Origin of the sequence: Cyanobium gracile PCC 6307 (genome assembly GCF_000316515.1) — a bacterium.
Taxonomy (GTDB): Bacteria; Cyanobacteriota; Cyanobacteriia; order PCC-6307; family Cyanobiaceae; genus Cyanobium; species Cyanobium gracile.
Map to the genome: position 1 here is coordinate 1,319,224 of NC_019675.1, position 15,800 is coordinate 1,335,023.

Below are 15,800 nucleotides of genomic sequence, written 5' to 3' on the forward strand. Positions count from 1 at the left end.
GCCCACTGAGCCGAAAGCAGCATGACGAAGCGCACACTGGAAGGAACGAGCCGCAAGCGCAAGCGCGTGTCCGGTTTCCGGGTGCGGATGCGCACCCACACGGGCCGCCGCGTGATCCGCACCCGCCGCCGCCGCGGCCGGGCCCGCCTGGCGGTCTGAGGCCGGCCGGGAAGGTCCGTGGCCCTGCCGCAGCAGCACCGGCTCAAGGGCCGACGGGTCTTCGATCGTCTGTACCGCCAGGGGCGTCGCTACCAGGGACCGGGGCTGCTGCTCAGGGTCCTGGCCGCCGACCCGTCCCTGTTGCCCCCCCGAAAGCCCACCGGGACCCCCAGCACGCCCCCCACCGCCAGCCCCTGGCGCTGCGGCATCGTGGTGAGCAGCAAGGTGAGCAAGCTGGCCGTGCGCCGCAACCGCCTGCGGCGCCTCTTACACGACCACCTGCGGCGCCACCCGCCCACCCCGGATCAGCCGCTCTGGCTGCTGATCACGCTCAAGCCGGGCTGCCTCGAGCGCAGCGACGATCAGCTGCTGGGAGAATGCGGTCAACTGCTGCGCCAGGCAGGATTGCTCCTTGACCCCGGAGGACAGGGTGGAGAACAAACTCGAGATCAATGAGACGGTCTTCTACGAGGGCGGTCCCGCCAAGGGCGATCTGATCGTCAACCTGCTGTTCGGCCTCACCCTGATCGGCATCCCCTTCGCCGTGGGGGCCATCGTCCGGGCCCTGTGGCTGCGCTTCCGCATCACCAGCCGGCGCATCAGCGTCAGCGGCGGCTGGCTTGGCCGTGACCGCACCCAGGTGGTCTACAGCCAGATTCGCGAGGTGCGCTCGGTGCCGCGGGGCTTCGGCGCCTGGGGCGACATGGTGGTGGTGCTGAACGACGGCGCCAAGCTCGAAATGCGGGCGGTGCCGCGCTTCCGGGAGCTCGAGGCCTACATCGAGGAGCGGCGCGAGAGCCGCGGCAAGGCCGCCGCCCGCTCGTCCGGGGCCGATGGCCCTGCGGGCTTCGCGCCCCCGGCCCGTGAAAGCGCCTGACCACCGGAGCCCCATCCGGTCTCCCCGGTCGGGCACACTGGCAGCCGAGATTCCCCACCCCAGCGCACCCCTGCCGTGATCGGCTACATCTCCGACAACCTGCTGCTCCCGATCCTCGATTTCTTCTACGGATTGGTTCCGAGCTATGGGCTCGCGATCGTGGCCCTCACCGTGGTCATCCGCCTCGCCCTCTTCCCGCTCAGTGCGGGCTCGATCCGCAGCGCCCGGCGCATGCGCATCGCCCAACCGGTGATGCAGCAGCGCCAGGCGGAAATCAAGGCCAAGTACGCCAACAACCCCCAGAAGCAGCAGGAGGAGCTGGGCGGCCTGATGAAGGAGTTCGGCAGTCCCCTCTCAGGCTGTCTGCCGCTGCTGGTGCAGATGCCGATCCTGTTCGCCCTGTTCGCCACCCTGCGGGGGTCGCCCTTCGCCGACGTCCCTTACGCGATCAACCTCAAGGTGCTTCCGGCCGAGGAGATCGCCGCCGTGGAGGCCAAGCCCTTCAACAGCGCCAGCCACTCCATCTTCATCAGCGAGACCGAGCATGTGCCGGTGATCGCCAGTCTTGAGGGCGGCACCAAGCTCGGTGTCGGTGACAGCACCCAGGTGGAGCTGCACGGCAAGGACGGCACCAGCTTCTCCTCCCTGCTGGGCACCGTCGAGCACGGCGACAGCTTCACCCCCAGCTGGGTGGTGACCAAGGGCGAGAGCGTGGTGCAGGTGGATGACCAGGGCAGGATCACGGCCCTGTCACCCGGCGACGCCACCGTCGAGGCCCGCATCCCCGGCCTGGCGGCCCGCAGCGGCTTCCTGTTCATCAAGGCCCTGGGCCAGGTGGGCTTCTACACCGATGGCGCCGTCAACTGGGACATCGCCATCCTGGTGGGGGCCTTCGGCGCCACCCTGTTCGCCTCCCAGCTGCTCTCCGGCATGGGCATGCCCGCCAACCCCCAGCAGGCGACCGCCAACAAGATCACGCCGGTGATGATCACTGCCATGTTCCTGTTCTTTCCGCTGCCCGCGGGCGTCCTGCTCTACATGGTGGTGGCCAACGTGTTCCAGGGGGTCCAGACCTTCCTGCTCACCCGCGAGGCCCTGCCCGACAACCTGCAGGCGATCCTCGACAAGCAGCTCGCCCAGCAGCCGGCCACCGCCACGGCGGGCGGCGGCAGCGGTGGCGGCCGCCTGCCCTTCGAACCCAAGACCAAGAAATGACCCGGCTGCAGCCGCTGCCTCTGCAGGAGTTGCGGCTGCTGAGCGAGGGTCGCACTTGGACGGTCGACCAGCCGATCGCGGGCCTGGCCAGCCTCACGCCCGTACGCGGGCGGGTGCGGGCCCTCCACCACGGCACGGTGCTGGAGGTCGAGGGCACGGCGGACACGATCATCACCCTCTGCTGCGACCGCTGCCTGCAGACTTACAGCCACGCCCTTGGCGCCAGCGCCCGGGAGCTGCTGGAGATCGCCGTGGCCGGCCCCGAGGAGGAGGAGGTGGTGTTCGCGGCCGAGGATCCGGTGGAGTGCCTCGATCCGGGGGGCAGCTTCGATCCGGAGCGCTGGCTATTCGAGCAGCTCAGCCTGCAGCTGCCCCTGGTGAACCGCTGCGGCCCCGACTGCCCCGGCCCGCCGCTGCCCGCGGACGTCGGCGGCGACCCAGGGGACGTTGACCCCCGCTGGGCGGCCCTCCGCTCCCTGCGCTGAGCCATGGTCCACGACCTGGGCGATCAGCTGGATCTTCTGATCCGCTCCCGCACGCCGATCCTCTGGATCCGCAGCCTCGAGGAGGAGCGGGTGGAGGGCCTGCTGGAGCGGGCCGCGCAGCGCCTGGGGGGCCGCACCCTGCTGAGCTGGGACTTCATCGGTGGGCTGAGCGGTTCCCCGGGCCTGGAGGGACAGGCGGTGCGTCAGCCGATGGCGGCCCTCGGCGCCCTCGACGGGCTTCCGGCCGAGCAGGGGGCGATCCTGCTGCTGAAGGACTTCCACCGCTACGCCGACGATCCCGGCGTCTGCCGGCGCCTGCGCAACCTGGCCGCGGGCCTGCGCCAGGTGCCCCACACCCTGGTGATCAGCGCCCCGGAATGGCAGCTGCCGCGGGAGTTGGAGGACAGCGTCACCCTGCTGGAGCTGCCCCTGCCCGAGGCCGGGGAGATCGGCCGCCTGCTGCGGGCCATCGCCGAAGCCAGCGGCCAGCCCCTGCAGCCGGGGGTGCTGGAGCAGCTCACCGCCGCCTGCCACGGGCTGAGCGAGCAGCGGGTGCGCCAGCTGGCGGCCCGGGCCCTGGCCCGGCGGGGCCAGCTGGGCATCGAGGACCTGGCTGAGGTGCTGGAGGAGAAGCGCCAGGCCATCGCCCGCAGCGAACTGCTGGAGTACTGCCCCACCGAGGCCACCCCCGCCGACATCGGCGGCCTGGAGACCCTCAAGCACTGGCTGGAGCAGCGCCACCGGGCCTTCAGCGAGGAGGCCCAGCGCTACGGCCTGCCCCTGCCCCGGGGGGTGCTGCTGATCGGCCCCCAGGGCACCGGCAAGTCGCTCACCGCCAAGGCGATCGCCCACAGCTGGGGTATGCCGCTGCTGCGCCTCGACGTGGGCCGCCTGTTCGCCGGTTTGGTGGGGGCCAGTGAGGCGCGGACCCGGGAGATGATCCAGCGGGCCGAGGCCATGGCCCCCTGCGTGCTCTGGATCGACGAGATCGACAAGGGCTTCGGCGGTGGCGACGGCCGCAGCGACGGCGGCACCAGTCAGCGGGTGCTGGCCAGCCTGCTGACCTGGATGGCGGAAAAGAGCAGCGCCGTGTTCGTGGTGGCCACCGCCAACGCCGTGGAGCGGCTGCCGGCGGAACTGCTGCGCAAGGGCCGTTTCGACGAGATCTTCCTGCTGGAGCTGCCCGATGCGGAGGAACGCCGGGCGATCCTGGATCTGCAGCTGCGGCGGCGGCGGCCCCGGCATGCCATCCCCCTGGATGTGCTGGTGGACCGCACCGCCGATTTCTCCGGCGCCGAACTGGAGCAGACCGTGATCGAGGCCATGCACCTGGCCTTCGGCGAAGGCCGCGAGCTCGGCGAGGCCGACCTGATCGCGGCGGCCAGCCAGGTGGTGCCCCTCTCGCGCACGGCCCGGGAGCAGCTGGAGGCCCTGCGCAGCTGGGCCAGCAGCGGCCGGGCGCGGCCGGCCTCAGGCGCCGGGAGGGCTTCCTGAGGCGAATCGGCACGAAAGTGGAAGACTTTCATTGCATCGACGGGGCCCGATGTAACGGCTTCATGAAGAACAACCACGCCTGGTAACAGCTTGGCGGGGGCGGCGGTGACGAACGATTCATCGCCCGTAGCGTCAGGCCATCAACCGTGATGAAGCCGCCGTGACCCCGAGCCCCAGCCCCCGCTCCGGCAGCGAACTCACCTCCCAGCTCGCCGTGGCCAGCCTCGGGGCCGGCGTGATCACCACCCTGGCGGTGGCCCAGGGCCAGAGCCCCCTGACGGCCCTCGGCATCACCCTGTTCTCGGCCGTGGCGGCCGTGGTGGTGGGCCAGGTGATCGCCAGCAACTGAGCAACCAGCCCTTGCCCGCCGCGACAGCCCTCCCCCTGCGGGCCCTGATGCCCGCCCTGGCCAACAAGACGTACTTCAACTACGCAAGAGCTACTCAAGAAGTCAGTCATTGCAATGGGTTTAGGGCCATCACAGAGGAGACATGGGCCACACCTTGGGCCACATTGCCAGGAAGGGGGCACTGAACATCCAGATCAAATGCCTGCAAAACAGCCTGTCACCACTCCTCGGGCAGCTCCTGACGCCGCCTCAGCTCATGGTTGACTGCCTTCGGATCCTCTGGGTCAGCGAGGCCTTGGCCAGGGAGGCAGCGGTATGGGCCTGTTGACCCATAGCCCTTTGGCATACTGGCCCTGATCTCCCTCAACAGGGCCAAGGCTTCCATCAAAAGAGACCGATCCTCTGAATGTTGCCGGCAGGTTTCGTCCAGAATCATCGAAAGCCCACCTGCAAGAGCCTGATCATTGCGGGCCGCACCTCGCACGACTTGGGCCTCAATCTGCTCGTGGCTTGCTCCGAACTCAGACCGAAGCCTGGCAAGTTCATTGGCGGTGTTCGCCTCCGTCCTGCAGTTGGCTTTGAGGAGCCGTTGGGTCACCTCACTCTGGTCGCGTGCGGGTTCGTAGCTCATGGATGCCAAGCAGGGCGGGACAGGTTGTCTGCATACCCCTGAGTGTATTCCCGGTACTTCTCAGGTGATCGCCAGATCATGGCCAGAATCTCAACTGGCACAGTTGACCCTGGAGCTATTCGCTAAGTACGCTTCTGATGAGTTGCATCTCCCCAAGATGGTGGAAGAAAAAAAGCAATCCGGGAGAGTGATCGCGACACTTCCGCTAGGGATCTATTCAAAACTAGAAGAGGTCGCAACAAAAGAGGGCAGAGCAGTCGGCAATCTTGCCGGCTTCATACTAGAAGAATGGGTGCGATCAGAAATCGACAAGGAATTCTACTGTCCACGCGAGATATACAAACTACTAACCGATCACCTGAATAATGCCGAAAAGTCCGAAAAGCAGGAGTCCCAGGAGACTGACAAGGAGAAAAAACATTCTATCCTTATGCGGCTGTTTCGCGACATAGACAAGAGATTTATATCTGCACTATATCACCCAACCGATAGAGATGTAATGTATGAACTGGAAAAGCCGTACAGTGTTGCTGGAGGGTTGCAACTTAATGAGTTCATGGCAACCCTTATTGAGGCCGCAGAATACGCACCGGCTGTAATTCCACAAATATTCGAGCGAATTGGGCCAGTTCCTGATGCGGATGCAATTTACGATCCAAGCGAAGGCCGGATCAACGCCCTAGATCAGTACATTTCTAGAATCGACAGACTTGAAGGAAGTCCAGGGTTTGATCTAAAGTGGATTTCTAGATGTAAGTTAGCAGTACGGGAGTCAATCCGATATGTACCAGAGGGCGAGTGGCTAAAATATCAAGGCTGACTAATGCGCTATCATCCAATCCCCCCATCAACGCCATCACAGCCGCAATAATAGGAGTCCAACGCTCCAAGACAGCCTCCCTCTCAGGGGTATTTGGCTCAGTGGCTCTGCCCTCATCTGACAAGGAGTCCATCAGCTTCTGAAGCTCAGCGAGTCGGATGGCACGGTCGCCAGGCAAAATCGGTCTTCCAGAACTAGCATCGTAAGGACTCAAGCTACAGCGATGGGATCAGCAGCTGCATTCATCTTAGGCTCACTATCAACACTGAGCGTATCAGCACCTCTGTACGCCCAAGTACCCAAGGATCTCCATACCTTGTGCCTGCCTGCCAAAGACTACCAGGGATGCATCAGGGCTCAGCAAGGGATTCCGAATGAACCAACACGGTCAGTGATTGACCAAGGTGCGGGTCTGGCCTCAGGCAACTCCTGTCCAGCGGGCTATGCATACGTGGGAATGGGAAATTGCCAGTACGTAACCTGCATCTATCCGTCGACAGACCTTGGACACGATCAACTGGTAGCTGGGAAGAGTAAGTGGGGCTGCAAATACAACTGGCTTCGGGGTGCCGGGGAGTTAAGGCTAGGTGGTGCCACCCTCAGAGCAGGCAACAACCCAGAGTGCCCTCCTGGAGAGCCAATGATTGGGTGGAACAACACTTGTGAAACCAGTGGGAAAGGCATAGATCTCAGCAGCCCACCGATTACGGAGCCACCCAGAGGCAACACTCTCCGCAGACCGACAGAGCTGTAGTAGATCGGAGCATATCTTTAATTGATAAATGGTCAACTACCACAGCCCCTGATCGGGCAGCCTGAGCAAGGGTATCGGCCGCAACATTCTCTTTTATGCGATTCTGCTGTCACTCGCTAAAATACCGCAAACCTATTCGATAGTGGCTGTGGGATGCATCTCTGGGATTCTTGGCATCGTGGGGATTGTTCGACTGTGGGGAACCTCTCTTGGATGGTTGCTGGTCGCGCTCTACGTCCTTGAATGGATCTACGTGGGCGGGATGAGACAGATTGCCTCAAAAGAGGGAACACGCAGCTTAACTGGAGGCATGGTGTTTATCGGCACTGCTCTTCAGGTTGCGATTGTAGCAATAGCCATAAGCAGCTTCTTCAAGTGACGGCGACCACATGTTGATCCGTTAGCTATACATCCCTCGAATAGCGAAGGTAGGTTGGCGCAGGTTGTCGTCCGACGAATTGAGTGCTACTGCCACGGCAAGGACCATCATCCAACAATCAGCCACCACAGCCCCTCTGAGCCCAGAGCACAGCGGCTGCTCGTCTAGTCGTACCAAGTGGTTCGGCGGTCGGCCATGTATCCGGGGAAAGTTCGGCCCTTCTGGCTGTAGCCACGGTAGACCGCAGCTGTAGTGCTAGCCGTACCAAGGGGTTCGGTGTCTACCCGATAGGACATGTAGGCCAGAAGAGACGGCGCAATTCGATCGCCGCTTCTCGCCATCAACAACCACACGCCTCCCGAGAGGATCGCATCCAAGCTCGCTGCTTGGGGGTAGGTATTTGCCGCGCGATACAGCGGCCGTAGGTCATCCATGCTCTGACGGATGATAACGAACAACCAAACAGTATCGATCAATCATTTATCACACGACTGACCCGTGTCTAACTACATCAATCCCAAGCCAAACCAACAGCCGAGAGTTGGATTCAAGCCAGCCGAGACTCCCGTTGAAGCCTTGAATCAGTTGAACGCAACACTGCGGAAGATCAGCTACATCTTGGAGGCCTTGAACGAATCGGTTCGTGAAGCCAACGTCAAGCCACAAGACCGAGACTACGAGGAGAACGATCTTGGCTTCTTCAACGATGCCGACGTGAGAGGCTAAGACGATGACGGCATTGGAAACAACCAACCAGTCAACTGGTCTGGATCGTGGGCCCATCTTGCTGTGCTCAACCCACCAGCACCACATCACCGGCAAGCCACCGGAGCACCGGAGGAGCGTCTATCGGGGCCTGGGAGACGGCTGGATCAGCCAAGAGCTTTCCCCTGAGGAGTTGATCGATACCCTCACGGTGGTTGGCGAGGCTATCGCCCCTGGTCAATATCAGCCCGGACGCCATGAGATCGACAATCGAGACGGCGACGGAGGCGATCGGATCTGGATCCCGATACCTGAGGAGACTCCGGGGGCCACGGCCCGCAAGTCTCGGGAGACTTTTCTCAGATCAAACATCTACTTTGTGGACTACGACAACGACCCCGAGAAGGGAGACGGCCTGAGTTGGGAAGCAGCTAAGACAGAGCCGCTGTTCATTGAGTCGGCCCTGTTCGCCTATACAACCCCCAACCACCTGACCCAAGGCAAGGGAGACCGATTCCGTGTCGTCTTCCGGCTGGACGAAACCATCACCGATGTGGACACCTACATCAGCCACCACCGAGAAATGTGTTCGTTCCTGAGTCCTGGATTCGATCGGTCGATGGGTCCGGCCCAGTGCGTCTTCGGGAATCCTGGGGCCCTGGTTCACGTCTTCGACCTGGGCAACACCCTCACTGTGCGGCGCCACTCTGGTTCAACCAACGAGGGTCAGCATCACAGCCTATCGGGGCGCTGTGGGGATCTGGACCGACTCAGATCGACCCTGGAGCTCATCAACAGCGACTGCGACCACAACACCTGGAAGCAAGTCGGCTCGGCGGTCCGAAACCTCACCTCAACCGATGAGGAGGCCGGACTCGATGTCTGGCTCTGGTGGTGTGAGAAGGATGGGTACCCCGGCTTCAACCACGACCACTGTGCCGGCTTCTTTCGTCGGCTGAGCCCTGAGCCCGAGCACGGAGGTTGGGGACGGCTGGAGAGTCTGGCTGGGATCGAGTACGAGGAGCCCGTGGTTGAGCCACCTCTGACGCCGGAGGAGGCCATCGAGCTATTCGGCACCTGGCCTGGGGGATTCAGCATCACCAGCACCTTGGCTCTGGCTTCAACCAGTGAGCAGATCGTGGAGGCTGACTCCATTGGGGCCCTGAAGATTGATTCAACCAGCGGCAAGAAGATACTTTGTCTCACCTCAAGATCTACCCCCATCGACATGACCTACGCCAAGACATCAAGGATTCGGAGTAACCACCTGTTGCCGCTGTTCCGGGTGCTCCAGCACGAACATCACCTCAGCTACGACGTGGTGAAGCGGATGGTCTACATCGACGATGCGCCGATCCCTGAGCTCAACCTCAAGACGATGTATCTGGCTCTCAGTGAAGAGCACGACATGGTGTTCCCACGGGAGGAAACTGCCGAGGTCATCATGCGGCTGGCCTTGGAGAATCAGTTCGACCCCTTCGAGCGGGAGATGCTGAGGATCGAGCGGGAGGCTGAACCAATCGACATCTCGAGCCTGAGCAGCCGTTACCTGGGCACAACGAACCCGTTATATGACACCTTCCTTGAGAAGTGGCTGGTTGCGTTTGTCGGCCGTCAGCTTCACCCAGGTTTGTACTACCGAAACATGCCGGTTCTGAAGGGTGCCCAGAACATCGGCAAGGACGCCATGGGGCAAATCTTGGCTGGTGAAGGCAACTGGATGAGTGTTGGCAGCAACGTGAGCTTCGACAACCGGGACTTCCTGCTGGCTGCTCACTCGAAGAACCTGCTGAACTTCGCTGAGTTGGAGGTCACAACCAAGCGGGTTGTCGAGGGTGCCCTCAAGGACTTCCTGAGTTCAAGAGAGGATACTTTTGCCCCGAAGTATTCCAACCAGGCTACAACCACCCCAAGGCGATTCAGCTACTGGGGAAGCTGCAACAGAGACGACTTCCTGACTGACCTTACCGGGAACAGTCGATTCCACGTGATCCCTGTCGAATTCGATCGAACCAAGGGAGAGATGATCAACCTGGAGCGGCTGAAGTCGGAACGGAATGGGATCCTGGCTCGGGCCATCGAGTTGTTCCGGGAGTGGCAAGCTGGTCGATATGACCTGGAGCTCTCAAAGGAGGAGATGAGCCAGAGTGAGGGGATGAACCGGGAATACATCGAGGAGAGTGTCTATCTGGAAGCCCTGAGCGAGGCCTTCAAGGGTCGAACCACCATCAAGATCGGTGAGGCCTACGTGGCGTTGGATCTGAGTGCCCGAGATCAGGCTAACCGTCAGATCACCAACCAAGTCAAGGCGGCGCTGGTTCAGCTTGGGTTCAACCAGTTGAAGTCACCGGTCAAGGATCGGAATCGACGGAACCACAAGGTATGGGTTCGTGAAGGCCACAAGCCTGACGCCAACGAGGTGGTCGAGAGAGGCGGTTCACATTTTGCTTCCTTGGTCGAAGAGTCCAACCATCCGGCCGACTTCTGAAGACCACTTGTGATGCGACGGTTGGCTGACTGTTGTACCGACTATTCGCTGGGAACCTTCTGGCTACCGGCTCTAACCATGGGGTGGTAGCCACGGGATCCCTTAGGGCGGTTGGAGTCTGGAGAGTTGGCTACCTGGCTACCGAGAAAAACGTCACTTTAGAAAGTAGATTTAATATGACTTCCCATATACATAGCCCCTCCTATAAGGAAGTGTGGGGGCTCGTTTCGGCGGTAGTCCAGTAGCCAATCGCTGAGATCCCCTGGGGCGGTTGAGGTTTCGAGGGATCGGGGCTGGTAGCCAGGTGGTAGCCGGTGTCAGGGGAACCGACGTGATCCCTTGGTACGACTAGGGCTACCGGGGTTCGGGGGTGGTAGCCACGGGTCCGGGTCGGTCGGTAGCCAGCCCCATGAGCGGTGAGCCCTAGCCGCTGTGATGTACTGGCCCTTCGAGGATGTCCTGGAAGGCCACCGTTTGACCCCCGACCATCAAAGTTATCCACCGTGGGGTACACCGGTCTTCCTGGGCGCTGTGGAGGCCCCTCCGTGGCGATGCCGTGGATCCGAGCCACCCTGGGCCGTGAAGTCGATCCTTGGGGAGCTTGGGTGACTTGGTGGTCGTGGATGCGGACGACTTGAACCGGGTACCTGAGTCGATATGGGGCCCGTCGAATGTGTCCAACTAGATCTGGGTACCTGAACTCAGATGGGGCCCCTCTGAACCTCACCCAAAGAGGGGGGGGGTCTCGGATTCCTACACCACCAATCTCTGAAGTGGCGTACGTGAAAGCCGGTGTCGCCCAGTTCCCCCGTACCGGGGTCGGTTTCTGAGTGTGCCCCGATTGATTCAGACATGGGTAGTTGGATTCACCATCGCCTCGACGGATGCTTCGGTCGCTGATTTCTTTGCTTGTCGATGTCTCGGATTAATCGCTATGTGGATCGATTGCTATGTGGACCTTTGGTTGACGCAAACTCGACGCTATGTCACTGTTCTCAAGTCTCTTGATCTTCGACCAATGACGCTTCTCTGCATCCCCCAAGCTCGGATCTACCTTGGCTGGGAGTCTCCCGATATGTCTGGCTGGTGGCTGGATCGACGCGCTGGCTCTGCCTTCCGCTGTCACCTTGGCCGCCTGCTGCTGGAGGTGGGCTGAGTCGTCCGCTGAGCGCCGTTGAGCTCGATGCCCTGGGGGAACCTGGGGCGGCCTGGCGTATCGGTCTCGACGTACGTCGTCTTGTGGTACGTTTGGCTGGTACTTGAGGTTGGTACAGCCTGTGGAGTGGATCGCGTACCACCGGGTCAGCACCGACCGGCAGGGTCAAAGCGGCCTGGGTCTGGAGGCCCAACGAGCCAAGGTGAACCAGTTGGCTGCCGAGCGTCGGGCTGTTGTGGTGGCAGAGTTCGTGGAGGTGGAGTCAGGCCGGAAGGCAGATAGACCTCAACTGGCTGCAGCACTCAAGGAGGCCCGGAAGCGATCCGCTGCTGTGGTCGTGGCCAAGCTGGACAGGCTGGCTCGGGATGCTGAGTTTGTCCTGAGGCTGAGCAGGGAGGCTGAAGCCAACGGACTGGCTGGGTTCGTTTTCGCCGATCTCCCCGACGTGGATGGAACCACCAGCGCAGGTCGGCTGATCCTGAGCGTCATGGCCTCGGTGGCTGAGTTCGAAGCCCGCCGGATCAGTGAGCGAACCAAGGAGGCTCTGAAGGCCGCAAAGGCTCGGGGTGTGAAGCTCGGTGGGGTCAACTCGGGGACCATCACCTCCAACCAGGCTGCTCGAGATCGGGCCCAAGGATCGGCTGAGAGGCTGCGTGGGGTGCTGAGGCCCCTGGTTGATTCGGGGCTGTCGTTGCGGGCCATTGCTGAGGCCCTTGAGGGTGCTGGGGTGGTCACGAAGCAGGGAAACCGGCTCAGTCCTACTCAGGTGAAGCGGCTGGTCAAGCGACTCGGGTAGCGGCTGTACGGTCTGCACACCATGGAAGTTCGGTTCTCACCACCTCTGTGCCTCGATCTGTCGCGCTCCACCATCAACGGTCGCGCTCGTCTTGGGGCCACTGCCTCATCACCTGAGCACCGCCACCGCCTCAACGAGCTTGTCCCAGGGCACCGACCCGTAGCCCCCTGTGATCGTGTTGGGGGTGTGCCCAAGGAGCCGACCGATCACCGCCTCGTTGAAGCCAGCCTCCCTGAGCTTGGTTACTGCTCGATGCCTGAGGCCATGGGGACTGACACCAGTGATTCGTCGGCAAGGCTTGGCAAGGTTGACTCCCCACCGTCCCGTGGCCTCGTTTCGTTGTCGTGGCCAGATCACCCCTGGCTTCCCACCCAGTGGCTGAAGAAGAGGGCTGAGTTCGGGATGCAAGGGAACCTCTCGCTCCGATGCTGCTGTCTTGAGTGGCCGTAGCTCGTGGGATCTGATGAGGATCCGATCCGACTTTATGTCCCCTCCCCGTAGGCCACATGCTTCACCAAGACGACAACCGGTAAGGAGCAGAGTCCTGAAGATCACCATCATCTCGCAGGGTTGCGTGGGCCACTGGTCGACTGGAACGATCGCCTCAGCCTCACGGACACGTTGGAGATGAGAGGCTGAAGCCTTGACCCTGATTCGTTTAGTTAATCCCTTGAAGATATGTTCCCTTGATGGCTCAACCTCAACCAGAACCGACCACAAGCCAGCCAGATAGGCAAGGGTGACGGAAACGGTTGAGGGGGCCAGCGTCTCCAGCAGATGGGTACGGAAGGCGACAGCCTGAGCCGTTGTGGCTGAGGTTGGGTAAGCCACTCCGGCAAACGCGAGGAAGCGATCCAATGCCTTCTGCCAGCCCTCTCGGGTACGTGCAGCGGGCCGCTTCAGTCTGGACGCAAGGTCGATCAGCTCCCCTGCGGTGCGGTGCTCTCGTGGGGCCACCTCTCGGTAGAGGATCCGGCGCATGCGTTCTGCTTGGACCATCGTCATCGTCCGGTCCCCCAGCTCAACATCGATCCCCGACGACAGGGCTTCAACCACACCTGGATCGGCAAGATCAAACCGCTGAGGGATGGCGTCGATCATCTCGTCCGTGGACAGCTTGGCCTCACCTCGGGCAATGGCGATGGCCTGATCCGTGCGGTGGAGGAAGCCTGGAACCCGAGCCTGTGCCTCCCTGAGGGTCTTGCCCCCTGGCTCCTTCCACTGGCTCTTGCCGATCGCTGACTGGATGTCTTGGGGGACGCCCCGCTGCAGCTGGAACCCTGCCCGCCCCCTCCTGACGTAGCTGCCATGCTTCCGATAAGCCACCCCTTCGGAACCCCCTTGAGCACCGACCTTGGGCCACATCTTAGGCCACGCCCAGAGGCCAACGCCTCAGTCCCCCTGCGGGATCTGATGCCCGCCCTGGCCAACAAGACCTACTTCAACTACGGCGGCCAGGGCCCCCTGCCCACCCCTTCGCTGGCGGCGATCAGCGCGTCGTTCGCCACCATCCAGGAACTGGGCCCCTTCAGCGACAACGTCTGGCCCTACGTGAACCGCACGGTCTCAGGGCTGCGGCAGCGGCTGGCGGCCTGGTTCGGCGTGGCCCCCGAGCGGGTGGCCTTCACCGAGAACGTCACCTCCGGGTGCGTGCTGCCCCTCTGGGGCCTGCCCTGGGAGCCGGGCGACGAGCTGCTCGTCGGCGATGCCGAGCATTACGGGGTGGTGGCCGCCCTTGAGGAACTGGCCAGGCGCCACCGGCTGCGCATCACCTGCCTGGCGGTGGCTGATCTCACCGGTGACGCCGCCGCCACCGCCGCGGCAGTGGGCGAACGGCTGGAGGCGGCCCTCACCCCCCGCACCCGGCTGGTGGTGCTCTCCCACCTGCTCTGGAACACCGGCCAGACGATGCCGATCGCGGCGGTGGCGGCCGGGCTGGCCGGCCATTCCCGCCACCCCTGGCTGCTGGTGGATGCGGCCCAGTCCCTGGGCAGCCTGCCGGTGGCCGAGGCGGCCGCCGCCGCCGACATCTATGCCTGCACCGGCCACAAGTGGTGCTGCGGACCGGAGGGCCTCGGGGCGGTGGCCCTCTCCGGACGCCTGCTGGCGGAAAGCAGCCCCACCCTCATCGGCTGGCGCACCCTGGAGCACGACGGACCAGGAGCCGGCGGGTACCACCGCGATGCCCGCCGCTTCGAGGTGGCCACCTCCTGCACCCCCCTGTTCGCCGGGCTGGACAGCTCCCTGCAGCTGCTGGAAGCAGAGGGCGATGCACACCAGCGGCTGGCGGCGATCCGGGAGCGCAGCCGCCAGCTTTGGGAAGGGTTGCGGCAGATGCCCGGTTTACACACCCTGTTGGAGGTACCCCCGCCGGCGGGACTGGTGAGCTTCACAATGGCGGATGCCAAAGGTACCCCCCTGGATCCGGCGGCTGTCGTCAAGCAGCTGGGGGAGCGGGGCACCTGGTTGCGAACCCTTGAATCCCCCCGCTGCCTGCGGTCCTGCACCCACCTGGTCAGCACGGCGGACGAGGTGGAGCGGCTTCTGACTCAGCTGGCTGAGCTGAGTCAGCTTTCGGCGGGCTGAAAGAAGGCCCGGTAGAACCAGCCGGCCAGCAGGGCACCCAGGATCGGAGCCAACCAGAACAGCCACAGCTGACCGATGGCCTCGCCACCCACCCACAGGGCCACGCCCGTGCTGCGGGCCGGGTTCACCGAGGTGTTGGTGACCGGGATGCTGATCAGGTGGATCAGGGTGAGGGACAGGCCGATCGGCACACCGGCAATAGCGTCGAGCTCCTGCTTATGGGTGGCTCCCAGGATCACCAGCAGGAAGATGAAGGTCAGGATCACCTCGATCACAAGAGCCGAAAACAGGCCGTAGCCTCCTGGCGAATGCACGCCAAAGCCATTGGTGGCCAGAGGATTGCTGCCTCCCAGCTCAAAGCCGGGTCGGCCGCTCGCCACCAGCATGATCACGCCGCCGGCGATGACCCCACCCAGCACCTGGGCAACGATGTAGGGAAGCAGACCGGGGCTGGGGAACTTGCCGCCGGCCCAGAGGCCGAAGCTGACCGCCGGATTGATGTGGCAGCCGGAGATATGGCCGATGGCATAGACCGCCGTGAGCAGGGTAAGACCGAAGGCCAGGGAGACCCCCAGGAAACCCAGGCCCAGGGGATTGGCTGCCGCGCTGTCGTAGGGGAAGACAGCCGCCAGCACGGCGCTGCCGCACCCCCCGAGCACCAGCCAGAAGGTGCCGATCAGTTCCGCCAGGAACCTCTTGGACATGGGAACACCAATGGTCATACCGGTGACAAGGAATGTTCCCGTCGATAATGGCATCCTTCCGAATCCCTTGAGCTCTCTGCAGCAGATGCCTGACAAAGGCCGGTCAAAGAAGTGGGCCATGGCCCAGAGAAGAGTGGGCCTGAATAGAGCCCAAATGATTCTCGTCAACCATGCCGCGAATCTGCAGCACCTTGAGTCGAGT

General features: G+C 62.8%; 15 protein-coding genes. 12 read left to right on the forward strand and 3 right to left on the reverse strand.

The features are described 5' to 3' along the window. Positions 1 to 21: 21 nt before the first annotated feature. From rpmH to CYAGR_RS06210, 7 genes are all read left to right on the forward strand, one after another. Positions 22 to 159 carry a 50S ribosomal protein L34 gene (gene rpmH, locus CYAGR_RS06180; RefSeq protein ID WP_015108935.1) on the forward strand — a complete coding sequence of 46 codons (138 nt, stop codon included), beginning with the start codon at positions 22 to 24 and terminating at the stop codon, positions 157 to 159. Positions 160 to 177: 18 nt separating this feature from the next. Then, a complete protein-coding gene (gene rnpA / locus CYAGR_RS06185; protein WP_015108936.1) occupies positions 178 to 615 on the forward strand; it encodes a ribonuclease P protein component in 438 nt (145 codons plus the stop codon). Further along, a complete protein-coding gene (locus CYAGR_RS06190) occupies positions 590 to 1,036 on the forward strand; it encodes a PH domain-containing protein (protein ID WP_172637199.1) in 447 nt (148 codons plus the stop codon). Before rnpA ends, CYAGR_RS06190 begins: the two co-directional genes overlap by 26 nt. A 75-nt stretch (positions 1,037 to 1,111) precedes the next feature. Then, positions 1,112 to 2,251: a membrane protein insertase YidC gene (gene yidC / locus CYAGR_RS06195; RefSeq protein ID WP_015108938.1), complete on the forward strand. Its 1,140-nt coding sequence runs from the start codon at positions 1,112 to 1,114 to the stop codon at positions 2,249 to 2,251. Then, on the forward strand, positions 2,248 to 2,736 hold the full coding sequence (locus tag CYAGR_RS06200) for a YceD family protein (protein WP_015108939.1): 489 nt from the start codon (positions 2,248 to 2,250) through the stop codon (positions 2,734 to 2,736). The genes yidC and CYAGR_RS06200 overlap by 4 nt, the downstream gene beginning before the upstream one ends. 3 nt (positions 2,737 to 2,739) lie before the next feature. Then, the gene (locus CYAGR_RS06205; RefSeq protein WP_015108940.1) at positions 2,740 to 4,230 is read left to right on the forward strand and encodes an AAA family ATPase; all 1,491 of its coding nucleotides are present in this window, start codon (positions 2,740 to 2,742) and stop codon (positions 4,228 to 4,230) included. Between the two features lie 160 nt (positions 4,231 to 4,390). Further along, positions 4,391 to 4,579: a hypothetical protein gene (locus CYAGR_RS06210; protein ID WP_015108941.1), complete on the forward strand. Its 189-nt coding sequence runs from the start codon at positions 4,391 to 4,393 to the stop codon at positions 4,577 to 4,579. A gap of 217 nt (positions 4,580 to 4,796) precedes the next feature. On the opposite strand, the gene CYAGR_RS18205 is transcribed toward CYAGR_RS06210, so the two are convergent. Beyond that, on the reverse strand, positions 4,797 to 5,210 hold the full coding sequence (locus tag CYAGR_RS18205; protein WP_156818404.1) for a hypothetical protein: 414 nt from the start codon (positions 5,208 to 5,210) through the stop codon (positions 4,797 to 4,799). 103 nt (positions 5,211 to 5,313) lie between these two features. Here CYAGR_RS18205 and CYAGR_RS16945 point away from each other — a divergent pair, with 103 nt between their 5' ends. The 4 genes from CYAGR_RS16945 (at position 5,314) to CYAGR_RS06225 (ending at position 12,308) form a co-directional block, all read left to right on the forward strand. Then, a complete protein-coding gene (locus CYAGR_RS16945; protein ID WP_071881557.1) occupies positions 5,314 to 6,030 on the forward strand; it encodes a ribbon-helix-helix domain-containing protein in 717 nt (238 codons plus the stop codon). Between the two features lie 971 nt (positions 6,031 to 7,001). After that, complete coding sequence (locus CYAGR_RS18705; RefSeq protein WP_172637155.1) at positions 7,002 to 7,163, forward strand: hypothetical protein; 162 nt, start codon at positions 7,002 to 7,004, stop codon at positions 7,161 to 7,163. A gap of 784 nt (positions 7,164 to 7,947) precedes the next feature. After that, positions 7,948 to 10,356: a virulence-associated E family protein gene (locus CYAGR_RS06220; protein ID WP_043325494.1), complete on the forward strand. Its 2,409-nt coding sequence runs from the start codon at positions 7,948 to 7,950 to the stop codon at positions 10,354 to 10,356. A 1,277-nt stretch (positions 10,357 to 11,633) separates the two neighbouring features. Then, positions 11,634 to 12,308 carry a recombinase family protein gene (locus CYAGR_RS06225; RefSeq protein ID WP_156818405.1) on the forward strand — a complete coding sequence of 225 codons (675 nt, stop codon included), beginning with the start codon at positions 11,634 to 11,636 and terminating at the stop codon, positions 12,306 to 12,308. A 108-nt stretch (positions 12,309 to 12,416) separates the two neighbouring features. On the opposite strand, the gene CYAGR_RS16950 is transcribed toward CYAGR_RS06225, so the two are convergent. After that, positions 12,417 to 13,634: a tyrosine-type recombinase/integrase gene (locus CYAGR_RS16950; protein WP_172637157.1), complete on the reverse strand. Its 1,218-nt coding sequence runs from the start codon at positions 13,632 to 13,634 to the stop codon at positions 12,417 to 12,419. 87 nt (positions 13,635 to 13,721) lie between these two features. On the opposite strand from CYAGR_RS16950, the gene CYAGR_RS06235 reads away from it, so the two are divergent. Next, on the forward strand, positions 13,722 to 14,894 hold the full coding sequence (locus tag CYAGR_RS06235; protein WP_015108949.1) for an aminotransferase class V-fold PLP-dependent enzyme: 1,173 nt from the start codon (positions 13,722 to 13,724) through the stop codon (positions 14,892 to 14,894). Here CYAGR_RS06235 and aqpZ read toward each other — a convergent pair. Then, positions 14,876 to 15,598, reverse strand: a complete 723-nt coding sequence (gene aqpZ, locus CYAGR_RS06240; protein ID WP_015108950.1) for an aquaporin Z — start codon at positions 15,596 to 15,598, stop codon at positions 14,876 to 14,878. The two genes, CYAGR_RS06235 and aqpZ, sit on opposite strands and share 19 nt — an antisense overlap. Positions 15,599 to 15,800: the final 202 nt, after the last annotated feature.